Genomic DNA, 21887 nt, shown 5'->3' on the forward strand with positions numbered 1-21887 from the left:
CTTTAAAGTCGCAATTTAGCGGCTAACCCCCAATTCCTTGACGAGACCCTGCAACTTCCCACGTCAGCCAGTACACTAGCGCCTTTTGTCCAAGTGAGTGGGGGTAAGGTGCAGGAGTCAGTCCAACAGAGAGTCATTTTAAGGTTGGCAGTTCCCGTGCCCCTTAGGCGGCTGTTTGACTATTTGCCGCCAGAGGGCCTCTCCCCGGAATTATTGCAACCGGGGCAGCGCCTGTGGGTACCGTTTGCCGGCCGTAAACTGGTAGCAGTGTTGCTGGAAATTGTCCAGGAGTCCCCCCACACAGGGTTAAAGCCGGCGCTGGGGCTTGTGGATTCACAAGTATTGTTCGGTCACGACAGTCGCAAGTTATTGGCCTGGATCGCCGATTACTACCAGGCGCCACTCGGAGAGGTCTACGCAACGGCTTTGCCTGTCGCACTGCGAAAGGGTAAGCCAGCGGATCACTGGGCTGAGCAGTGGCTGCAGCTCACGATAGAAGGCAAGGGTCTACCGGAGTCCGCACTTGCGCGTGCGCCTAAGCAGCAGGCACTGCTGCAGGTGTTGCTGCGCGATGGAAAGCAAAGCCGCACCCATCTTAAAACTCTCGGGCATAACCCCACTGCGATTCGTGCATTGCAGGATCGGGGGCTGGTCGAGTGGGAGTCGGGCCCGACGGTGCCCTCCCCCCTGCCCGCCGCAGAGCGCGCGCCGGTTCCAGAATTGAACAGCGAGCAACAGCAGGTGCTGGAAGCTATTGACGGCAGCTGTTTCTCGGCTTCCCTGCTCGAAGGTACCACCGGTAGTGGCAAGACAGAGGTCTATTTGCGCTTGATCCAGCAGGTGCTGGACAGTGGGCGCCAGGCGCTGCTATTGGTGCCGGAGATTGGACTCACGCCACAAACCTTGAGACGTATAACTTCACGTTTTCCTACACGCAGTATTGCCGCACTGCATTCCGGGTTGGCCGACGGTGAGCGCGCGCAGTCCTGGTTGGCCGCCGCCGGGGGCCAGGCGGATATTGTGATAGGTACTCGCTCGGTGATTATGACACCCCTGCCGCGACTCGGCGTGGTGATTGTCGATGAAGAGCACGACGCCTCCTTTAAGCAGCAGGATGGTGTGCGCTATTCAGCCCGCGATCTGGCCGTGGTTCTGGGCCGCAATGCCAATGTGCCGGTGTTATTGGGTTCTGCCACGCCCTCCCTGGAAACTTTGCACAACGCTTTGAGTGGGCGCTATCAGCACCTGCGTATGCGCCACCGCGCGGGGGATGCCAAGCCGCCGCAAATTCATGTGGTACCGACACTCCGTGAGCCTTTGGAGGAGGGGTTTTCCCCCCAGGTACTGCGCCATATTGGCGATACTCTGATGCGGGGCGAGCAGGCTCTGGTATTTATCAACCGGCGCGGTTTTGCGCCGGCGCTCAGCTGCGACGACTGTGGCTGGCTGGCGGATTGCCCACACTGTTCAAGTAAATTGACCATGCACCGGCGTCAACGCCAGTTGCGCTGTCATCATTGCGATTATCGCCGCCCGCTGGTCGATAGTTGTCCACAGTGTCACAGCCATTCTATCTCGGCCCTCGGCGGCGGAACCGAGCGCAGTGAAGAGCTGTTGGCCCGGCGTTTTGGGGAATACCCGGTTATCCGGGTTGACCGAGATACTACCGCCAGTAAACAAGCTTTGGATAAGTTGCTGGCGCCGGCTCGCGAGGGTAAGCCCTGCCTCTTGTTGGGAACCCAGATGTTGGCCAAGGGGCATCATTTACCACGGGTCACTTTGGTGGTAATTCAGGATGCCGATGGCGGTTTGTTCAGTGCAGATTTTCGAGCGCCCGAGCGCACCGGACAATTGCTGGAGCAGGTGGCGGGCCGCGCCGGGCGCGGCAGCCTGAGTGGACGGGTACTGGTTCAGAGCCGCTTCCCGGAACACCCTTTATTACAACTGCTGCTGGAAAAAGGGTACGGCGCTTTTGCGCGGCAATTGCTGCGCGATCGCGCTGTCGCGCAGTTGCCACCAGTGAATGCCATGGCCCTGCTGAGAGCTGAGTGCGAAGAACCCCGTTGGGCCGAAGAGTTTTTACACAATGCGCGCCTTTTTATGCAGTCTCTGGTACCTCCATCTCCACAGATTCAATATCTGGGGCCGGTGCCAGCGCTGCTGGAGCGCAAGTCGGGCCGCTTTCGCTTTTATTTACAAGTAACAGCGCAGAGCCGTGCGCAGTTACAGCCGCTATTGGCGCGAGTCTGTGCCTGGGCGGAGGGCAATAAAAATCGCCGTCTGCGGTGGGCGGTCGATATGGATGCGCAGGAATTATCGTGAATATGCGCTGGATTGCGCGCCTGGGACTGAATTGACGGTACAATTCTCACATCGCTAAAACCATACAGGGAAGAGATTTTCGATGAGCCGTCGCAACAACAGCCGCCGCAGTAAAAACTCCGCAGGCAAGCCCGCATGGGTGTGGTTTGTCCTGGGGAACTTTGTCGGTGGTTTTGCGGTGACGCTGTTGTTTCTTTATGACATGAATGGAGATGGCCGGGGTATTAGTGGTACTAAACCCCAGACGCTAAAGCAGCAAAAAGAGGCTTCGCCACAGCCGCGCTTTGATTTTTATACCAAGCTGAAGGAAAACGAGGTGACGGTTCCGCCACCCAAAGTAGCGCAACCAGAACGGCGTAGTCACACCGATAACGCCTCTCAAAGTAGCAATTCACAGGATTCCGGGCGCAGCAGCGCGCCCCCCCAAGTCTATATTCTGCAGGCGGCTTCCTTTCGCGATGCGACTGAGGCAGAGCGCCTGCGTGTTGAGCTCACTCTCGCCAACCTCGATGTAAAAGTGGAGTCTGCGACCGATAACCGTGGAACCTGGCACCGGGTTTTGGTCGGGCCTTACAACAATCGTTCTCGCATGGCCAAGGCGCGCCAAGTCTTGGCTGAGCACAGGCTGATGCCGCTGGTATTGAAGCGCCCGGCAGCCCAGTGACCGCAAGTTCGCTGGCGGTGGGCCGGCATCACTGCATGCGGTAATTGTGACCTCTCTTATTGAAATCAGCGTGCACCGTCCTCACTTACCTAATCTGAAGAAAATTCCCCGGCGCGGGCATGCTGATGTCCGCAGCCCGAGTACACGCGCAATCCGAGAGGTCTCCATTGGAACAGTATCGCGGAACTACTATTTTATCCTGCCGCCGTAACGGCAAAGTTGTGATTGGCGGCGACGGTCAGGTGTCCATGGGCAACACCGTTATGAAAGGCAATGCCCGCAAGGTACGCCGCTTGTATAAAGATCAGGTTATCGCTGGTTTTGCCGGTGGTACTGCAGACGCTTTTACTCTTTTTGAACGCTTTGAAGCCAAGTTGGAGGCCCACGGTGGCCAGTTGACTCGCGCAGCGGTGGAATTGGCCAAAGACTGGCGTACCGATCGCGCCCTGCGTCGTCTGGAGGCTTTGCTGGCGGTAGCGGATTCCACCGCCAGTCTGGTAGTGACGGGCAATGGCGATGTCATTCAACCTGAAGACGACCTGATTGCCATTGGCTCTGGTGGCCCCTTCGCCCAGTCTGCGGCGCGTGCGCTGCTCGATAATACCGATATGGATGCCCGCTCCATCGTTGAGCAGGGGCTGAAAATTGCCGGTGATATCTGCGTTTACACCAATCAGAATCACACCATTGAAGAATTGACTTACTGAGTGCCAGGCAAATTTTAGAACGGCTGGCTGAGCGGGCTAATTAAGCCCCCGCAAGAATTTTTTGCAGGAATTTGTATGTCCCAGATGACCCCTAGAGAAATTGTCCACGAACTCGACCGCCATATTGTCGGTCAGCAAGAGGCCAAGCGCGCCGTGGCGATTGCGTTGCGCAACCGCTGGCGTCGTATGCAGGTGAGTGAAGAGTTGCGACCTGAGATCACACCAAAAAATATTTTGATGATCGGTCCAACCGGTGTGGGCAAAACCGAAATTGCGCGCCGCCTGGCCAAGCTGGCGAATGCGCCCTTCATCAAAGTGGAAGCGACAAAATTCACCGAAGTGGGTTATGTCGGTCGTGATGTTGAGTCGATCGTTCGCGATCTTGTTGAAATGGCAGTTAAGCAGGAACGCGAACAGGCCATGGCGGGGGTCAAGCAGCGCGCTATGGACGCCGCAGAGGAGCGCATCCTTGATGCCCTGCTGCCACCGGCGCGTTCGGCTGAGCCCAGCGACAAGGATTCCAGCACTCGCCAGCTGTTCCGCAAGAAGCTTCGCGAGGGCCAACTCGACGACAAGGAAGTGGAACTGGATCTGGTTGCCGCGCCAATGGGTGTCGAGATCATGGCACCTCCGGGCATGGAGGAGATGACCAACCAGCTGCAGGGAATGTTCTCTAACATGTCCCAGGGCAAAACCCACAAGCGCAAGCTGCCCGTTAAGCAGGCTCTAAAGCAACTCACGGATGAGGAAGCGGCCAAGCTGGTGAACGATGAAGAAATTAAAAGTCGAGCGATCCGTGCCGCCGAGCAAAACGGTATCGTCTTTATTGATGAAATTGATAAAGTGGCTAAACGCCAGGAGAGCGGTGGAGCCGATGTATCCCGTGAAGGTGTACAGCGCGACCTGTTACCACTGATTGAAGGCAGTACGGTCAACACCAAATACGGCATGATGAAAACAGATCACATTCTGTTTATCGCCTCGGGTGCTTTCCATTTGTCCAAGCCTTCGGACCTGATCCCCGAGCTGCAGGGGCGTCTGCCGATTCGTGTGGAACTCAGTTCGCTCAGCTCCGCAGATTTCGAGCGTATTCTCACCGAGCCATCGGCGTCGCTCACTGAGCAACAGAGAGCGTTGCTGGCTACCGAGGGCCTGGAACTGCAATTTACCGAAGATGGTATCCGCCGTATTGCGGAAGTGGCTTTCGAAGTGAATGAGCGTACGGAAAATATCGGTGCACGCCGTCTGCACACGGTATTAGAACGCCTGCTGGAAGAAATTTCTTTTGATGCGGGTGATGGCAATACATCATTGAATGTGGATGCTGCCTATGTGGACAGCCACTTGGGTGAACTGAGTCAAAACGAAGACTTATCGCGATTTATCCTGTAAATGAAACCGAAAAAAATCCGCTTAAATCGCGCGGAAAAAAACCTGCAGCTGGTATTTAGCGATGCCGAATTCACTCTGCCGGCAGAGTATCTGCGCGTCTACTCGCCCAGTGCCGAAGTTCGCGGCCACGGCGCCAGCGAGCGGGTGCTGGTCAGTGGCAAAATGCAGGTAAGCATCGATGCACTGGAAGCGGCTGGTCGCTATGCGTTGAAGATCAATTTCGATGACGGCCATGATACGGGTATTTTCACTTGGGAATATCTGCGCGAGCTGGCGGAAAATTATGCGACTAACTGGGAAGCGTACCTGCAGCGCCTGCGTGCTGCCGGTCAAGGTCGCGACCCGGATGAAAGCGTGGTGAAACTGATCGGTTGAGCCTTGCATTGCGCGATACGGATGATGATTGATATTCGAGGGCCTGTCGTATTTGCGTCCTCGAATATTCCCTTTTTTAGCCCTTCTCTCCTCCCCACCTAGCCAAGTAGTGGTCGAGTTGATCAGAATTTTATTGGTACATTGGGGGTAAATATTGTCAATTTTCAGTATTTTATGGCTCTTAGGTAACGTTGCCGTTAAAGGACCTCAGAACTTAACCGGCGCGTAATTCTTTTGTCATATTTCGGGACTCTAATACTCGTTCAAATTTATGAGTTCTGGAGGCCCCCGTGGCACAAAAGTTTGTCCGCGCGCTTAGCGCCTTTTGTTTGATTCCTCTCGCTTCTGCTGTTTCAGCGGCGACCTTGCCCGACTATCAAACCGGTAGTGATTGGTACACGGAAAGTGCCGATAGATTGGAAGAGCGCGCTGCGCTCTCCCGCGAGGCAAAAACCGCGAAGAATGTCATCCTATTCGTCGGCGATGGCATGGGGATCTCCACTCTCACCGCTGCCCGTATCCTTGAGGGGCAGCTGGTGGGCGAGAGCGGTGAAGAAAATGCACTTTCTTTTGAAGAGTTCCCGCATACCGCACTGATCAAGACCTACAACACGAATCAGCAGACCCCGGATTCTGCCGGCACCATGACTGCGATGATGACTGGTGTTAAAACCCGCGCCGGTGTAATCAATATTGATGGCGACGCACAGCGAGCCGACTGTGCCAGCAGCGAAGGTAAAGAATTAAACAGCTTCCTGGAAATGGTTGAGAGCCGCGGCAAAGCCACTGGCATTATTTCCACTGCACGCCTGACACACGCCACCCCCGCAGCTACCTACTCGCGCAGCCCGGAGCGCAACTGGGAATATTCCGCCGAGGGGGATTGTTCCGATATTGCCTCGCAGATGGTCGAACTGTCTGCCGGTGATGGTATTGACGTGATGCTCGGTGGCGGCCGCCGTAACTTTGTGACTACTGATGCTGATGGCAAGCGTGAAGACGGGCGCGACCTGACCAATGAGTGGTTAGAGCGCTATGAGGGTGAACAAACTGCCGTCTATGTCGAGAGTGGCTCCGACTTGGCAGGTGTTGATCTCTCTAACACCGATAAACTGCTGGGGCTCTTTACCAGCAGCCATATGAGCTACGATGCGGACCGCATCAACAAAGAGAGCGATGAACCGAGCATCGCCGAGATGACCGATACCGCAATTGAGTTGCTGGAAAAAGACAGTGATGGCTATTTCCTAATGGTAGAGTCCGGTCGTATCGACCATGGCCATCACGCCGGCAATGCCTACAACGCACTGCACGATACCATCGCCTTTGCCGATGCGGTACAGGTGGCACTGGATAAAGTGAGCTTGGAAGACACTCTGATTCTGGTAACTGCCGACCACAGTCATGTGATGACCATTGCCGGTTACCCGACCCGAGGCAATCCGATTCTTGGTAAAGTGGTTGAGAACGACAGCAGCGGTGCCGCTGAAGCGGAAGTAGATACAGCATCGGACGGAATGCCTTACACCACACTGAGCTATGCCAATGGGTTGGGCTTTGCCGACCTGGGTGAAAATACTGATGCGGACGAGCGCTACGATATCGCCGCTGATACTGGGCGCAAGGATCTCTCCGATGTGGATACTGAAGTTCCGGGCTTTCACCAGGAAGCACTGGTACATCTGGAGTCAGAGAGCCATGCCGGTGAGGATATCAGCCTGCACGCGATTGGTGCCGGCGCCGAACTGGTGCAGGGTAGTCTGGAGCAAAATGCGGTTTTCCACGTGATGACTGCTGCGACTGACCTGTCGCTGACAGAAGATTAACTGGGGGTAATTCACCATGAGACATTTTAAAAAAACTGTGCTGGCACTTTCTGTAGCATTACTGGCGAGTGCTTGTAGCGACAACAACTCGGGCTCTGACGACGTCGTGGAATTACCCGGAGAGGAAGAGTATGTTGGCGTTTCCACCGCGCAAAATAGCAGCAGTTGGTTCCAGGAAGCTCAGCAGGCTATCGAAGCGGCGAGCGCCGAGGAAATTAACAACAGTCCCGGTGCTGCCAAAAATATTATCCTGTTTGTTGGCGACGGTATGGGTATCTCCACGGTAACTGCCGCGCGTATTCTCGCAGGCCAACAGCAGGGACTCGATGGTGAGGAATACCAGCTGAGCTTTGAAACGATGCCGTTTGCCGGTCTGGTGAAAACCTACAACACCAACCAGCAGACACCGGATTCCGCCGGCACGATGACCGCGCTGATGACTGGGGTGAAAACGAAAGCTGGCGTGTTGAGCGTTGCGGAAAATGTCGCGCGCGGTGACTGTGCTGCCAGCCTGGACTACCCGTTGACAACCGCCGTTGAGCTGGCGGAAGACCAAGGCAAGAGTACCGGTATTATCAGTACCGCGCGTATCACCCACGCCACCCCGGCGGCCACTTATGCCAAGGTACCTGAGCGCGGTTGGGAAGAGGAAGCACCGGATGGTTGCACCGATATCGCAGTCCAGCTAATTGAGCTGGAAGCCGGTGATGGTATTGATGTTGTCATGGGCGGTGGACGTCGCAACTTCCTGCCCAGCGACGTGACCGATCTTGAAGGTAAAGAGGGGCGCCGTGAAGATGGGCGCAACTTGGTTGACGAATGGAAGACCCGTTACAACGACGGTGTGAATAATATCGCTTATGTTGAAGAAACGATCGCCTTTGAGGCAGTAGATGCCTCCGCAACCGATAAGTTATTTGGCCTGTTTAATTCCTCTCATATGGAATTTGAAGCGGATCGGGAAGACGATACTGCTGGCGAACCCTCCCTGACTGAGATGACCGCTAAAGGTCTCGAAGTATTGCAAAAAAATGATGACGGATACTTCTTGATGGTGGAATCCGGTCGTATCGACCACGGTCATCACGCTGGCAATGCACACCGCGCCCTGACCGATGCGGTGGAGTTTGCCGAAGCAATCCAATACGCCATGGATAACACCAACGCAGAAGATACTTTGATTGTTGTCACTGCAGATCACAGCCATGTGATGACGATCGCCGGCTATCCCACTCGCGGTAATCCGATTCTTGGCAAAGTGATTGGCAATGACAGCAGCGGTGAAGCGGAAACTTCTCACTCCCTTGCCGAAGACGGCCTGCCCTACACCACCCTGACTTACGCTAATGGACCGGGTTACAGTGCCGGGGATAGTGGCGCGCGTCTGGACTTGACCAGCATAGACACCGCCTCATTGGACTACCAGCAGGATGCTATGATTCCCATGAGCAGTGAATCTCACGCGGGTGAAGATGTGGGTGTTTGGGCGAGAGGACCGGGTGCGCATTTGGTGAGTGGCACCAACGAACAGAATTTCCTCTTTCATGTGATGGCTCGCGCCGGCGGCTTACTGGAACAGTAATCGCTGCACTGATAACCGGTGTGGATGGCATCGTCCACCCACACCGTATCTCCCTCTCGGTCAAAAGTTGAAGTGCTGCCTGGAGAAAAGCTTTTTACAGAACTCTTCAATTTTTTTCAGGAGTAATACTTGTCGGTGTCGGATAATTTCCAGCACCCTAGAGAACTCGCTCTGCAGTCTATCTTGCTGAATCACTACCATCCGCGCGAGCAAATGGAGATCACGCCAGTCCCCCAATGCCTGCCCCAGTTGCTTTAGCGACTCGCATCGGCTGCCGATTGTTATCGGGTAGCGCTTTCTTAATAGGCGGCTCTGGTACCAGTGATCCTTGGCCCGCTTGCGCAACAAATGCAGGCGATTCGCATTTTTGTGCTTTTGCACCTTCCGCCAGGCATTCACGGCTTTCTGATAGCCGCGCTGATAGCCGGCCTCTGTATTTTTCCAGCTTACGTGATCCAGTGGCCATGACGGGATTCGTTTCTGCCCCTCATCAAGGAGTCTCAGTGCCGCTGTAACAGCCGCGTGGTTCTGCTCTGCCTGGATCAATTCGTTCAGTAAATTGTGCAAGCGATGAAAATAATGTGGCGGGGCCAGATCCAGTAGGGCAATACGCAGGGCGGTGAGATCGCGGCTGCGAGCCAAAGTTTGTGACAGGGCGCGGTAGTGGCTATTTTCGTATTGAAAGACGTCGCTCATCTCTGTATCGACCAAACGCAGCAAAGCGCGAACCTTTTTACAACGCTTGCGCAATCCGTGAACGGCGATTTCGTTTCCGTCGCGACGTAAATATTCGGTAGCCGCCAATACCTTCTCCTGAGCGATACCTTTTATCTGCTCGGACAACGGGGAATCGCACTTGAGCTGGTAATTCATATCTATACCCACATTATTCTCACTAAATTTTAGCGGCTTCTGCTCCGGTTGATTTCAAGCGGTGCCCCGTGGGCCCCGGCAATGTACAATGGCCCATTAAAGTTTTTGCTCAGCAGGCATAGCATGAAGGATCGCAAGACCACCCACTTCGGCTACCAGGAAGTGCCGGTGGAAGAAAAGGCCGGTCGTGTGGCAGATGTGTTCCACTCTGTAGCAGCCCGTTACGATGTAATGAACGACCTGATGTCTGGAGGGGTTCACCGTCTCTGGAAGCGGTTCACCATTGAATTGTCCGGGGCCCGACGTGGCCAAACTATTCTCGATATTGCTGGAGGTACTGGTGATCTCACTGCGCGCTTCTCCCGTATCGTGGGTGCCAGTGGTCAGGTGGTGTTAGCGGATATCAACGAGTCGATGTTACGAGTGGGCCGCGATCGCCTGCTGGACCGGGGTATTGCCGGCAATGTGGTGCCGGTTCAGGCCGATGCCCAGTACTTGCCCTTCCCTGACAATACTTTTGATTGCATCACGATTGCCTTTGGTTTACGCAATGTCACCGACAAAGACCTGGCGCTGCGCTCTATGTTGCGGGTATTGAAGCCCGGCGGCCGCTTGCTGGTCCTGGAATTTTCCAAGCCGCAGTCGAAGCTGCTGGAAAAAGTCTACGATCAGTACTCTTTCCGCCTGCTGCCGTTTATGGGTAAGTTGATCGCCAATGATGCGGACAGCTATCGCTATCTGGCTGAGAGTATCCGTATGCACCCGGATCAGGAAACCCTCAAGGGGATGATGGCAGACGCCGGCTTTGTCGATTGTGAATTCCACAATATGACGGGGGGTATTGTTGCGCTGCACCGGGGCATTAAGCCCTAAGCTGCGTTGTCAGATAACCGTGTTTTTCTCTGAGCGCAGGCACGAGGCTATTAACCGCCATGAGCGATCCAACTTTTCGCGCAGGCTTCGATGCCGCGCTGGAAACCACAATTAATACCGCTTTACAGTACGATCCGGCGACACGACAACGCCTTTCTACGCTGGATGGCAAAGCAATGGCGCTGGATTTGACCGCCCCCAAGCTACAGTGCTGTCTCTGTATCGAAGGCGATCAGGTGCGGGTACGCCAGCAGTGGGAGGGCGAGGTTAGCACTCACCTGGGCGGTTCCGCTTTGGCGTTTGTACGCTTGATCAAAGATCCGGATGCGACACCTGCGGGGCTGGGGGTGTCGGTCAGCGGTTCCAGTGCATTGCTGGCGGAACTGCAGTGGATTTTAAGTGGTCTGGATATCGACTGGGAGGCGCCGCTCGCTGAAGTGATCGGTGATATTCCCGCCCACTCTATTGGCGGTGTTCTACGCGACGCCGCTCGTTGGTTGGGAGACAATCTTAACCGTGCGCCTGTAATGGCTGCTGAGGCCATTAGTGAAGAGTGGCAGCTGACCCCGCCACAGGCCCAGTTCGAAGCTTTTGTCGATGACCTGGCTGAGGTCTCCCTGGCCACTGAGCGGCTTGAAGCTCGGGTGCGCCTGTTGCAAGAACAGTTTTCCCGCAGGGAGGCTGAGTAGTTTTGCCACTTCGTCGAAGCTTTACCATCGCGCGGGTCTTCCTGCGCTATCGCCTGGATCAGTTGTTACCCTCTGAGCAACGCCCCCTGTGGTTACGGGGGCTGCTGTTACCGGTAAGACTGCTGCCGCAGCCAAAAATGCAACGAGGTGAGAGATTGCGCCGCGCCCTGGAAGAGCTGGGGCCTATTTTCGTTAAGTTTGGTCAGCTTCTTTCCACTCGTCCCGACTTGCTACCCCCAGATATTGTTGAACAACTGGACTATTTACAGGACAAGGTACCGCCTTTCCCCAGTGACCAATGCACGGCACTGATTGAAGAGGCGCTGGGCGCAAAAGTCAGTGAGGTATTCGCAAAATTTGACCAACAGCCACTGGCGGCAGCATCGGTTGCACAGGTACATGCTGCGGAGCTAAAAACCGGTGAATCAGTGGTGGTCAAAGTACTGCGTCCGGGTATTAATGAGATTATCCAGAAAGACTTGAGCCTGCTTGGTGTAATCGCCCGCGGTATCGAGCGCTTTGTGCCAGAGGGGCGCCGAATGCGCCCGGCAGAGGTGGTCGAGGACTACCGGCATACTATTGAGGGTGAGTTGGACTTAACCCGCGAGGCGGCCAACGGAACTCAATTGCGGCGCAACTTTACCAACTCTCCGCTGTTGTATATCCCCGAAGTATACTGGGACTACACGCGTGAAAATGTTCTGGTGCTGGAGCGCATAGAGGGTATCCCGGTCACTGATTTGGCACAGCTGCGGGCTCAGGACACGAATATGCAGTTGCTCGCCGAGCGCGGCGTGGAAATTTTCTTCAAGCAGGTTTTCGAGTACAACTTCTTCCACGCGGATATGCACCCGGGCAATATTTTTGTCTCCAGGGCGCACCCGCAGAGGCCGCAGTATATTGCCATCGATACCGCCATCGTTGGCAGCTTGACACGGGAAGACCAGTACTACCTGGCGCGCAATCTCCTGGCTATGTTCCGTCGCGACTATCGCATGGTGGCGGAACTCCATGTACAGAGTGGCTGGGTCAGGGCTGATACGCCTATTAACGCGTTTGAATCGGCTATTCGTGCTGTGTGTGAGCCGATTTTCGAGAAACCCCTGGGCGAGATTTCCTTTGCACGGGTGCTGATCAGCCTGTTCCAGACCGCGCGCCGATTCGATATGGCGGTGCAGCCGCAGTTGGTATTGTTACAAAAGACCCTATTGAATATCGAAGGACTTGGTCGGCAGCTTTATCCACAGTTGGATTTGTGGAAAACTGCTCATCCATTTCTGGAGCGCTGGATGCGCGACCGGATTCACCCCAAAACCATTTGGGGTGAAATAAAACGCTACGGTCCGGAGTGGTTGGAAAAATTTCCGCAGATGCCGCAACTGGTGTATTCAGCCCTGGAGCAGTCGCGGAAGTTAGCCCCGCAGCTGGAGACGATCGGCGAACAGCTGGCGGGTTCTCAGCGCCGTGGGTTGCACCAATATGTCCGGCGAGTCGGCGGGGTTTTGCTGGGGTTGGGCGCCATTGCTGTCACCCAACCACAGTGGTTGGAGCAGCTGCCGCGGACGGGCTGGGTTTTGGGAATTGCCGCACTGGTACTGCTACTGTGGCCCTAGGCCGCTTCAGCATTGTCCGCTCGACCTACACTGGAATTTCTAAGGAAAGTTAGACATTGACACAAGATCAAGCAAAGGCCGGCTTCCTCGATAAAGTCAGCTGGAACAGCGATAGTCTGGTGCCCGCGATTGCACAGGACTTTAAAAGCGGGCGCGTGTTGATGATGGCCTGGATGAACCGAGAATCACTGGCGCTCACTGCCAGTGAGGGATACGCAGTCTATTGGTCTCGCTCGCGTAAAAGCCTTTGGCGCAAAGGCGAGACCTCGGGTTTTATGCAGAAGGTTCGCGAGTTGCGTCTCGACTGCGATGGTGACACGGTACTGCTACTGATCGAGCAGGAAGGTGGGATTGCTTGCCATACCGGGCGCAGCAGTTGCTTTTATCACCTCCTTCAGGAGGATCAGTGGCAAGTGAGCCAGCCGGTAATTCAGGACCCCAAGGCGATCTATAAGTGAGTGAGTTATGAGTGACGTGCTGCAACAGCTCGATGCGGTTCTGGAAAGTCGTAAAAATAGTAGTGATGCCACCCAGTCTTATGTCGCTAGCCTGCATAGTAAAGGCCTGAATAAGATTCTGGAAAAGGTAGGCGAAGAGGCCACGGAAACCATTCTCGCGGCGAAGGATGCACAGAGCAGTGGTGAAAATGGAGATTTGATTGGCGAAACAGCGGACCTGTGGTTTCACTCACTGGTGATGCTTTCGCACTTGGGGGCTGACTCGCAAGATGTTGTCCGTGAGCTGGGGCGTCGCTTTGGCCTTTCCGGACTGGAGGAAAAAGCAGCGCGCTCAAAATAAGTGGGGACATTTACCCGGCTTGTGTTCTGGTAGATGAGGTTAAGCTTCCCAAAAGTTTAAAATATTATTCTAGCGGTCAAGGCTCCTTCGGAAGTTGGCCGTCATACTCGATAAAATGGAGATACAAGATGTTGGGTGGAATTGGCATTTGGCAGTTGTTGATTGTTTTGGTCATTATCCTGCTGTTATTTGGAACCAAGCGTTTGAAAAACCTCGGTGGAGACCTGGGTGGGGCGATCAAAGGTTTTCGCAAAGCGATCAAGGATGAAGACAAATCCAAAGATACCGACGAAGAAAAGGACCCCGAGCGCCTTAAGCACGACGAGGAAGAGAAGCCCGGGCAAGACAGCACTGTCAAAGACAAAGACAAAGTCAAGCAGTCTCAGGATAAGTAATCGGCAACAGTCATTGCGAGTGTCACTCTGTGTTTGATATCGGCTTTTTGGAATTATTGGTGGTGGCAGTGGTGGCCCTGCTGGTTGTGGGTCCCGAGCGTCTACCCGATGCTGTGCGGACAACAACACGTTGGTGGTCTGGCCTTAAGCGCACCCTGCACAATGCGCGAGAGGAATTGGAGCGAGAGGTCGGCGCCGATGACATACGGCGCGAGCTTCACAATGAGCGTATTTTGCAAGAGATCGAGGAAAGTCGCCGGGAAATGGAGAAAACCTTCAATGAGGCGAACAAGGAAGTGGCCGAGTCTCTGCAGCAACCGGCCAAATCACAGGCCGAGGTAACCTCGCCCGCTGATACATTACCAAAGGAGGCGGCCCCGGCGGTTTCAACGGAAACAAAAGAGCCAGAAAAGACGCTTGAAGAACCTCTTCATCCTCGCGCAGAGCAAGAGGATTATTTGCCTGAGCAGGATGAAACGGTGGAGGAGTTACAAGATCCTGAGTATCCGGAGCATTGGCATGATTTCGGCGATCCCGAACTAAACTCGGATCATCCGGAAAATATAGAAGCAGACGAAGATAAAAACGAAATCGAAAAAAAAGAATCGCAACAGGAAAAAGATAGCCAGCCATGAGCGATCAGTCCCAAGATAAACATCAACCTTTTATCGACCATCTGATCGAGCTGCGTAATCGCCTGTTACGGACTCTTTTGGTCGTCGTAGTTATATTTGTTTGTCTGATGCCGTTTGCCTCTGAAATATATAACTTCATTGCCAATCCTCTTCAGGAACGTTTGGTGGGCGGGGCCGGAATGATTGCAACAGAGGTGACATCAACATTCCTGACACCGTTTAAAACCACTTTTATAGTCTCTTTCTTTATTGCAATTCCTTTTGTGCTTTATCAGGCTTGGGCGTTTATCGCTCCCGGATTGTATAAAAATGAAAAGCGTATAGCGGTCCCGATACTGGCTACTAGTGTTGCATTGTTCTATGTCGGCATCGCCTTTGCGTACTATGTTGTATTTCCTATCCTGTTTGATTTCTTTGTGGGCTCGGCTCATGCCGATATCAAAGTTATGCCGGATATGCGCAGTTATCTGGATTTGGTGTTGAAACTGTTTTTTGCATTTGGTTTTGCTTTTGAGATTCCCATTGCGACAGTGTTGCTGATTTGGAGTGGGGCGGTCGATGCCAAAACCCTGGCGAGCAAGCGTGCCTACGTGATCGTCGGCTGCTTTTTAATTGGGATGCTATTGACTCCACCGGATGTTATTTCCCAGTCGTTATTGGCCCTACCGATGTGGCTACTATTTGAAATTGGGATTATTTTTGGGCGATGGATAAAATCCTCACCCAAGAATGAGGCCACCCAGTAGATGAAAAAAATCAATCGCCGCTGTCTTTTATAGCGATGATTGTTCCTGTCTTTCCCTTTCTCCTTTATGAGCACTGGGGCCAATTCAGTGTGGCATTTTGCGGCACGGGAGGGTGGCGCATCTATGCCCTGTGCGCAATTCACAAGCTACAGTTTGTCGGTGTCAATGCCTATATGCTTGATATCGACAGCATATTCAGGGTGTTTTTGCAAAGGGCCTTATTTGCTTATCCCGCGACTCCAACAGGGGTAGCTGGATTAACCGGCTGCTAAAAGTTCAGTCTACGGTCCTGTAGTGGTGGGGGAGATCGCCCCGCCAACGATAGGCGCGCATCCGCAGGTACTCTGCCGGGATACAAAGCCGGTGCAGCATATTGCTTATTCACAGGGACTGTTATTGCTCAGGCCGAGTAGTTGAGTGAGTGGTGATACTTGCTCGGTTGCATCAGGACCGTGGCATAGCTGCCATTCCCAGCAGTACCGTCACCACGAAATCTATAGTCGTAGCTTGGGCACTCGCAGGGCACTGATTTGAGAAACCAAAATGACTGAGATGCCCATTGAGTTCAACGCTGGCAGCTATCTCCCCAATATCCAGCGAAAACATCTACAGGACGCAGGAAACTGCGAGTGAATATGCTCGAGTAAAGGTGCTGCAGGAATTTGTGGGTGCATCCCGGCCGCGCGAAAATAGCCAATGACCAACAAGGTATAGCTCAAATACTACACTATTTTTTTGTTTGGCTTCTTACAGGGCGGGCAAACGGGTACGACTACCTGTTCACACTAGTAGTGCTGTGCGCGGCGATTCGATCTTGTTCTGCGACTTCTTTCTCAACATTGTTGCGAATCAGGCGAACAAAGAAAGCGGCCATCAAAAATATAAAGACGATAACGGCCAAGCTAAGAAGGCCAGAAAAGCTGGTAAACAGGTCAATCAAAGCATCCATTTTCTCTCTCCAGTAGGCCAATGCTTCACCTGTGCAGTCTATGGAGACCTAATGGAATACTCTTGACCTAAATCAAGCTAATAGGATTTTGGTCGGTCATTGAATGGGTGCTTTAACGGCCGGCTGGAGAGTGGGGGGGTGCCAGGTCATCGGAGAGTGCAAGCGGTCACCAGGCAAAAGCAAGCTGCCCCCGCCAATATAAATATTTCACCCTCCTCATGGCGTTGGGGTATAAGAAGTAGCAACGCCAGGGGAGGTAAAAATAACGCGATAAGCCCCGATAAGGGATCGCGCGCAAAGCCGACCAGTAGCAACCGCAACCAGGCAATAGCACCCAGGATCAGTGCGAAGACTGTCAGAACCGCCGCGACAGGTGCCATGCGATAACCCTTTGGGCATTCAGTAATTCGATTGCTGAGTTTTTCTAAGAAAAATACTAATAGGAAAAAGAGTGTATATCAGCATTTACGATCTACGATTTTCGGTGCGCCCCCGTGTCTGGTTAGTCGCGCTGATAGTGACGTTACTTTATGGTTGTGAAACGGCGGGATATTACTTTCAGGCGGCTACTGGGCAGTGGCGTATATTATCCGCTCGACAGCCTATTGATGAGGTGGTACAGGATGCTAATACCAGTGAAAAACTGCAGCGGCAGTTACAGCTGGTGCAGGAAATTCGCGCCTATGCAGCCCAGGAATTGCGACTGCCGGTGGGGCAGGCTTACAGCGCTTATGTTCAACTTGAGGACGAATATCCGGTATGGAATGTATTGGCGGCACCAGAGTTTTCCCTGACGCCAAAGCGCTGGTGTTATCCGGTGGCGGGTTGTGCCAGTTACCGAGGGTACTTCCGCAAATCTGCAGCCAGCGCCAAAGCAAGTAGCCTGCGTCACCAAGGTTATGATGTTTATCTCGGTGCTGTTCCTGCCTACAGCACCTTGGGCTGGTTTAATGATCCGGTACTCTCCAGTTTTGTAAATTGGCCACCGGAAAGACTGGCTGGACTTCTGTTTCACGAGTTGGCCCATCGAAGGGTCTATGTCGCAGGTGACACCCGCTTTAATGAGAGCTTTGCAACCGCAGTATCCGAAATTGCCTTACCGGATTGGTTGCGTAGCCAGGGCCTATCCAGTTCCGCCGAGGAAACCCAGGGGCAAGCCCTGGCAGTTCGGCATTTAATGAATGCTGCACGTAAAGAGCTGCAACCCATTTACCAATCCAGTTTACCCGATGAGGAAAAGCGCGAGGAGAAAGAAAAGATCCTGAGTCGCTTGAGGCGCTGCTATTGGCGTATGGCTGCAGACTGGACCTACCCGGCCCGCTATCAGGTTTATATCGAGAAAACCAACAACGCCACGCTGGCTCTGGCGGCTGAGTACGAATCCCTGGTACCGGCTTTTCAACAGCTCTATTTAAATAGTGATGGTTGGGAAGATTTTTATAATGCTACTGAGAGATTGGGAGCCCTGGAAAAGAGTGAGCGAGAACCGAGATTGCTAGAGTTGTCTGTTGAATACCGGCAGACGCATGTTGATACGGGCAGGAGGAATGATTTTGATACACAGGCTTGTATGCACAATGGACAGGAAAATTTGTAACCTTGATGAGTCGTTGTTGAGAGCTTTCTCGTAGGAATTCAGCTACAGCCAATAAGGTTATTCTCTGTGAGCCACTTTAATTACCAAGATTAAATATTTTTGCATGCTCAGAGGTTGATTATGGCTGATCGTACAATTTCATCAGGATTTCTAGTTGTGTTTTTTCCATAATACATCGCCAGAATAAAGATAGATTCTTAGAGACGCTATCCCAATCAGGCACTAATTATATTTTTTTATTCTAATACTTGGAAACTTTCTGCCAGCATCGGCAAAGCCATAAATTTCAGCCAGGAGGTCGTAGATATCTGCATTAATCTCAATCTGGGGATCGGTTTTTGCAAAAGCGGAGATTGCTTGTAAGCGCTGCTCTACTGAAGGTTAACCCCGCTAAATGTGAGCAGGAGCAGTATCTGGTGGCTCCAAGGATCGCTATAGATTTGCTCAAGTGTTCCTGGATGAAGTCCAAGTGAGCAGAGTGGATAAAGCTGCAGCTAAATAATTTTTTTTGCCACATCCAACATCCGGTTCGCAAAACCCCACTCATTATCAAACCAGATTAAAACCTTGGCCAGTTTATTGCTGGCTACTCGGGTTTGGCTGGCGTCAATGACGCCGGAGCGTGGATCGTGATTAAAGTCGCAGGAGGCCAGGGGTTCCCGGGTAAAGCCGAGCACGCCGTTGAATTCTGTTTCAGAGGCTAATTTTAATACGGCATTAATTTCCTTTTGATCGGTTTCTTTTTGTAGGGAAACTGATAAATCAATGGCTGAGACGTTTACCGTTGGTACACGCATGGCCTGCGCCTCAAATTTTCCGGCCAAGTGAGGCAAGATGCGTTCTATACCGCGTGCTAGGGCGGTGTCGACAGGGATAATTGAGGTTACGGCAGAGCGGGTTTTTCGCAGGTCGGTGTGATGGTAGGCATCACTTACCGGCTGGTCGTTCATTGCAGAATGTATTGTGGTGATGACTCCGGCTTCAATACCGAAAGCTTTATCCAAGGCAGCGATAACCGGCACACTGCAATTAGTGGTGCAGGAGGCTGCAGAAATAATGCTCTCCTTGCCAGTTAAAATATTGTCGTTCACCCCGTATACGATAGTGGCATCGACATCCCGGCTTGCGGGTTGGGAAAAAAGCACTTTTTTGGCCCCTGTGGCCAAGTGTAGTTCTGCACGGCTGCGCTCTTTAAAACTACCGGTGCACTCCAACACAATATCTACCTGTTCTCGACGCCAATCCAAGTCCTCCAGTCTCTTAAAGTGGGTGACGGAAATTGGGTCGCCATTGACGACAAGCACATCATCGCGCACAGATACATCACCAGAGAAGCGGCCGTGGACAGAATCGTATTTAGTCAGATGTGCGATGGTGTCACAGTCGGCCAATTCATTGATGGCGACAATTTGTAAATTGTCACGGGCGCCGGATTCATAAAGTGCGCGTAATACGGAACGACCGATACGGCCGTAGCCATTGATAGCAAGTCTAAAGGTCATAGCACCACTGCCGGGCTGGAAAAGAGTGTCAACTGAGGGGCTCCGATGTGGCAGCGACTGCTACCACATCGGATTGATAACGCATAGTTTACGGTTCTATTTCAATACTTTTTCCACGGCCTCGGCGATCTTGTCGACGGTAAAGCCGAAGTAAGGCATCAGGTCGCCGGCCGGCGCAGACTCGCCAAAGGTGCTCATACCAATGATGGCGCCATCGAAACCGACGAACTTATACCAATAGTCTTTGTGACTTGCTTCTACTGCGACTCGAGCGCGTACTGAAGATGGCAGTACAGACTCGCGATAAGCGTCCTCTTGCTCCATAAACAGCTCAGCGCAGGGCATGGAAACAACGCGTACCTTTGTGCCCACCAGTTGTTCCTGAGCCGCCATAGCCAGTTCTATTTCGGAACCAGTGGCAATAATGATGGCTTCTGGTGTGCCCTCGCAGTCGGAGAGGATGTAACCTCCTTTTTCGATCTGCGCCAGCTGTACACTATTACGGTCTTGAGGAGCCAGCCCCTGACGGCTGAATACCAAGGTGCTGGGTCCATCCTTGCGGGCAATGGCCATCTTCCAGCTCACGGCGGATTCGGTCGCATCACAGGGACGCCAAGTGTGCAGGTTCGGTGTGGCACGCAGGGCGCTCAGTTGTTCCACGGGTTGGTGGGTGGGGCCATCTTCTCCCAAGCCTATGGAGTCGTGGGTATAGACGAAGATTACACGCTGCTTCATCAGTGCGGCCATGCGCACCGCGTTGCGCGCATACTCCATAAACATCAGGAAAGTAGCGCCGTAAGGTACGAAGCCACCGTGCAGGGCGACGCCATTCATCATGGCACTCATGCCGAACTCACGCACACCGTAGTAGACGTAGTTGCCGGAGGCATCCTTAGCGCTGATGCCTTTTGAGCCGGACCAAATGGTGAGGTTGGAGCCTGCGAGGTCGGCAGAGCCACCAAGAAATTCGGGCAGCAGGGGACCGTAGGCGTTCAGAGCGTTTTGGCTCGCCTTGCGCGAGGCAATCTTCTGTGCGTCGTCCTGGCACTGCTTGATGTATTCATCCGCTTTAACGAGGAAGTCTGCGGGCAGTTCACCACTCATACGGCGTTCGAAGTCGGCGGCCAATTCCGGGAATTCCTCGCGGTAGTCAGCCAGGATATCTTTCCATTCGTCTTCCTGGGCCTCGCCTTTAGCCTTTCCATTCCAGCCGGCGTAAATATCTTCGGGAATCTCGAAGGGGGCGTGTACCCAGCCCAGCGTTTCGCGTACCAGGGCAATTTCTTCATCCCCTAGCGGTGCACCGTGGCACTCCTCACGGCCCTGCTTGTTGGGGGAGCCGAAGCCAATCACGGTCTTGCAGCAGATAATAGTGGGCTTATCGCTGACATCGCGCGCTTCTTCGATAGCCGTTTTGATCGCTGCCGAGTCGTGGCCGTCAACATTGGAAATAACATGCCAGCCGTAGGATTCAAAGCGCTTGGGCGTGTCATCAGTAAACCAGCCCTCGACTTCACCATCGATGGAGATGCCGTTGTCATCATAAAAGGCGATCAGTTTGCCCAGACCCAGGGTGCCGGCCAGGGAGCACGCTTCGTGGGAGACGCCTTCCATCAAGCAACCATCGCCGAGGAAAGCGTAAGTGTGGTGATCGACCAGCTCATAACCTGGACGGTTGAATTGAGCGCCCAATACTTTCTCCGCCATTGCCATGCCGACGGCATTGGTGATGCCCTGTCCCAGCGGACCTGTGGTGGTTTCGACGCCCGGTGCATACCCGTATTCTGGGTGGCCGGGGGTTTTCGAATGCAGCTGGCGGAAGTTTTGTAGCTCTTCAATCGGCAGATCATAGCCGGAGAGGTGCAGCAGCGAATAAAGCAGCATGGAGCCGTGGCCGTTGGACAGTACAAAGCGGTCGCGGTCAGCCCAGTTTGGATTTGCGGGATTGTGCTTTAAGTAGTCATTCCACAGCACCTCGGCGATATCCGCCATACCCATGGGCGCACCGGGGTGGCCGCTTTTGGCTTTCTGGACAGCGTCCATGGATAGGGCGCGAATGGCGTTAGCCTTTTCAGTGCGAGAGGGAGTAGAAGACATAAGAAGAGCTCTCTGGTTTCTCAGATAGAGTGCGGCGCTGCTCTGCCGGCAGATTCCCGCAACAATGAAAATGGTGGCGTATTTTCCCGTAAAGGCCCGCCTTGCGCAAAGCTTTGCTGGGGGAATTGTTACTGAGTGCAGCAACAATCTGCTATTCCTATGCTTCAGGGCGCGTCTTTAGTCGCTATATCAAAAAAAACTTATAAAGCTATATCAAAAATTTTTGATATAGCATGAGGCGCCTGCTAGACT

21 protein-coding genes are annotated in these 21887 nt (G+C 53.4%); 16 read left to right on the forward strand and 5 right to left on the reverse strand.

Going from position 1 to position 21887, the window contains the following annotated elements; all coding sequences use genetic code 11:
• Window positions 1-108 precede the first annotated feature (108 nt).
• From MO867_RS00920 to MO867_RS00950, 7 genes are all read left to right on the forward strand, one after another.
• Window positions 109-2322, forward strand: coding sequence for a primosomal protein N' (locus MO867_RS00920; RefSeq protein WP_252464054.1), 2214 nt, complete (start codon window positions 109-111; stop codon window positions 2320-2322).
• 82 nt (window positions 2323-2404) lie between these two features.
• Complete coding sequence (locus MO867_RS00925; RefSeq protein ID WP_252464055.1) at window positions 2405-2986, forward strand: SPOR domain-containing protein; 582 nt, start codon at window positions 2405-2407, stop codon at window positions 2984-2986.
• Window positions 2987-3153: 167 nt separating this feature from the next.
• Complete coding sequence (gene hslV, locus MO867_RS00930; protein ID WP_305884224.1) at window positions 3154-3693, forward strand: ATP-dependent protease subunit HslV; 540 nt, start codon at window positions 3154-3156, stop codon at window positions 3691-3693.
• Window positions 3694-3768: 75 nt separating this feature from the next.
• Window positions 3769-5085, forward strand: a complete 1317-nt coding sequence (gene hslU / locus MO867_RS00935; RefSeq protein ID WP_252464057.1) for an ATP-dependent protease ATPase subunit HslU — start codon at window positions 3769-3771, stop codon at window positions 5083-5085.
• The gene (locus tag MO867_RS00940; RefSeq protein WP_252464058.1) at window positions 5086-5460 is read left to right on the forward strand and encodes a gamma-butyrobetaine hydroxylase family protein; all 375 of its coding nucleotides are present in this window, start codon (window positions 5086-5088) and stop codon (window positions 5458-5460) included.
• 290 nt (window positions 5461-5750) lie between these two features.
• Window positions 5751-7286, forward strand: coding sequence for an alkaline phosphatase (locus MO867_RS00945; RefSeq protein ID WP_252464059.1), 1536 nt, complete (start codon window positions 5751-5753; stop codon window positions 7284-7286).
• 16 nt (window positions 7287-7302) lie between these two features.
• Entirely contained in the window at window positions 7303-8868 is a 1566-nt protein-coding gene (locus tag MO867_RS00950) for an alkaline phosphatase (protein ID WP_252464060.1), read from the forward strand.
• A 60-nt stretch (window positions 8869-8928) separates the two neighbouring features.
• Here the strand turns inward: MO867_RS00950 and MO867_RS00955 are convergent, their stop codons facing one another.
• Window positions 8929-9741 (reverse strand): CHAD domain-containing protein, encoded by an 813-nt coding sequence (locus tag MO867_RS00955; RefSeq protein WP_252464061.1) that lies wholly within the window; start codon window positions 9739-9741, stop codon window positions 8929-8931.
• 123 nt (window positions 9742-9864) lie between these two features.
• Here MO867_RS00955 and ubiE point away from each other — a divergent pair, with 123 nt between their 5' ends.
• The 8 genes from ubiE (at window position 9865) to tatC (ending at window position 15490) form a co-directional block, all read left to right on the forward strand.
• Window positions 9865-10614 (forward strand): bifunctional demethylmenaquinone methyltransferase/2-methoxy-6-polyprenyl-1,4-benzoquinol methylase UbiE, encoded by a 750-nt coding sequence (gene ubiE, locus MO867_RS00960; protein WP_252464062.1) that lies wholly within the window; start codon window positions 9865-9867, stop codon window positions 10612-10614.
• Window positions 10615-10673: 59 nt separating this feature from the next.
• Entirely contained in the window at window positions 10674-11303 is a 630-nt protein-coding gene (locus tag MO867_RS00965; RefSeq protein WP_252464063.1) for a ubiquinone biosynthesis accessory factor UbiJ, read from the forward strand.
• A gap of 2 nt (window positions 11304-11305) precedes the next feature.
• A complete protein-coding gene (ubiB, locus tag MO867_RS00970) occupies window positions 11306-12916 on the forward strand; it encodes a ubiquinone biosynthesis regulatory protein kinase UbiB (protein ID WP_252464064.1) in 1611 nt (536 codons plus the stop codon).
• A 56-nt stretch (window positions 12917-12972) separates the two neighbouring features.
• A complete protein-coding gene (gene hisI, locus MO867_RS00975) occupies window positions 12973-13374 on the forward strand; it encodes a phosphoribosyl-AMP cyclohydrolase (RefSeq protein ID WP_252464065.1) in 402 nt (133 codons plus the stop codon).
• 7 nt (window positions 13375-13381) lie between these two features.
• Window positions 13382-13714 carry a phosphoribosyl-ATP diphosphatase gene (locus MO867_RS00980; protein WP_252464066.1) on the forward strand — a complete coding sequence of 111 codons (333 nt, stop codon included), beginning with the start codon at window positions 13382-13384 and terminating at the stop codon, window positions 13712-13714.
• Between the two features lie 128 nt (window positions 13715-13842).
• Window positions 13843-14109 carry a twin-arginine translocase TatA/TatE family subunit gene (gene tatA / locus MO867_RS00985; protein WP_373565852.1) on the forward strand — a complete coding sequence of 89 codons (267 nt, stop codon included), beginning with the start codon at window positions 13843-13845 and terminating at the stop codon, window positions 14107-14109.
• A 29-nt stretch (window positions 14110-14138) separates the two neighbouring features.
• Window positions 14139-14744: a Sec-independent protein translocase protein TatB gene (gene tatB / locus MO867_RS00990; protein ID WP_252464067.1), complete on the forward strand. Its 606-nt coding sequence runs from the start codon at window positions 14139-14141 to the stop codon at window positions 14742-14744.
• The gene (gene tatC / locus MO867_RS00995) at window positions 14741-15490 is read left to right on the forward strand and encodes a twin-arginine translocase subunit TatC (RefSeq protein ID WP_252464068.1); all 750 of its coding nucleotides are present in this window, start codon (window positions 14741-14743) and stop codon (window positions 15488-15490) included. Before tatB ends, tatC begins: the two co-directional genes overlap by 4 nt.
• A 772-nt stretch (window positions 15491-16262) precedes the next feature.
• On the opposite strand, the gene MO867_RS01000 is transcribed toward tatC, so the two are convergent.
• Window positions 16263-16439 carry a DUF3149 domain-containing protein gene (locus MO867_RS01000; RefSeq protein ID WP_252464069.1) on the reverse strand — a complete coding sequence of 59 codons (177 nt, stop codon included), beginning with the start codon at window positions 16437-16439 and terminating at the stop codon, window positions 16263-16265.
• A 146-nt stretch (window positions 16440-16585) separates the two neighbouring features.
• Window positions 16586-16819: a hypothetical protein gene (locus MO867_RS01005; RefSeq protein WP_252464070.1), complete on the reverse strand. Its 234-nt coding sequence runs from the start codon at window positions 16817-16819 to the stop codon at window positions 16586-16588.
• Window positions 16820-16890: 71 nt separating this feature from the next.
• On the opposite strand from MO867_RS01005, the gene MO867_RS01010 reads away from it, so the two are divergent.
• Window positions 16891-18036 carry an aminopeptidase gene (locus MO867_RS01010; RefSeq protein WP_252464071.1) on the forward strand — a complete coding sequence of 382 codons (1146 nt, stop codon included), beginning with the start codon at window positions 16891-16893 and terminating at the stop codon, window positions 18034-18036.
• A gap of 494 nt (window positions 18037-18530) precedes the next feature.
• Here MO867_RS01010 and gap read toward each other — a convergent pair whose 3' ends face one another.
• A complete protein-coding gene (gene gap, locus MO867_RS01015; protein ID WP_252464072.1) occupies window positions 18531-19538 on the reverse strand; it encodes a type I glyceraldehyde-3-phosphate dehydrogenase in 1008 nt (335 codons plus the stop codon).
• 96 nt (window positions 19539-19634) lie between these two features.
• Entirely contained in the window at window positions 19635-21635 is a 2001-nt protein-coding gene (tkt, locus tag MO867_RS01020) for a transketolase (protein WP_252464073.1), read from the reverse strand.
• Window positions 21636-21887 lie beyond the last annotated feature (252 nt).

The organism is Microbulbifer okhotskensis (genome assembly GCF_023895975.1).
GTDB lineage: Bacteria > Pseudomonadota > Gammaproteobacteria > Pseudomonadales > Cellvibrionaceae > Microbulbifer > Microbulbifer okhotskensis.

Coding starts and splice junctions, on each gene's coding strand:
- MO867_RS00925 (WP_252464055.1), top strand. CDS start 2,405: ATGAGCCGTCGCAACAACAGCCGCCGCAGTAAAAACTCCGCAGGCAAG.
- hslU (WP_252464057.1), top strand. CDS start 3,769: ATGTCCCAGATGACCCCTAGAGAAATTGTCCACGAACTCGACCGCCAT.
- MO867_RS00940 (WP_252464058.1), top strand. CDS start 5,086: ATGAAACCGAAAAAAATCCGCTTAAATCGCGCGGAAAAAAACCTGCAG.
- MO867_RS00950 (WP_252464060.1), top strand. CDS start 7,303: ATGAGACATTTTAAAAAAACTGTGCTGGCACTTTCTGTAGCATTACTG.
- MO867_RS00955 (WP_252464061.1), bottom strand. CDS start 9,741: ATGAATTACCAGCTCAAGTGCGATTCCCCGTTGTCCGAGCAGATAAAA.
- ubiE (WP_252464062.1), top strand. CDS start 9,865: ATGAAGGATCGCAAGACCACCCACTTCGGCTACCAGGAAGTGCCGGTG.
- MO867_RS00965 (WP_252464063.1), top strand. CDS start 10,674: ATGAGCGATCCAACTTTTCGCGCAGGCTTCGATGCCGCGCTGGAAACC.
- MO867_RS00980 (WP_252464066.1), top strand. CDS start 13,382: ATGAGTGACGTGCTGCAACAGCTCGATGCGGTTCTGGAAAGTCGTAAA.
- tatA (WP_373565852.1), top strand. CDS start 13,843: ATGTTGGGTGGAATTGGCATTTGGCAGTTGTTGATTGTTTTGGTCATT.
- tatC (WP_252464068.1), top strand. CDS start 14,741: ATGAGCGATCAGTCCCAAGATAAACATCAACCTTTTATCGACCATCTG.
- MO867_RS01000 (WP_252464069.1), bottom strand. CDS start 16,439: ATGGATGCTTTGATTGACCTGTTTACCAGCTTTTCTGGCCTTCTTAGC.
- MO867_RS01005 (WP_252464070.1), bottom strand. CDS start 16,819: ATGGCACCTGTCGCGGCGGTTCTGACAGTCTTCGCACTGATCCTGGGT.
- gap (WP_252464072.1), bottom strand. CDS start 19,538: ATGACCTTTAGACTTGCTATCAATGGCTACGGCCGTATCGGTCGTTCC.
- tkt (WP_252464073.1), bottom strand. CDS start 21,635: ATGTCTTCTACTCCCTCTCGCACTGAAAAGGCTAACGCCATTCGCGCC.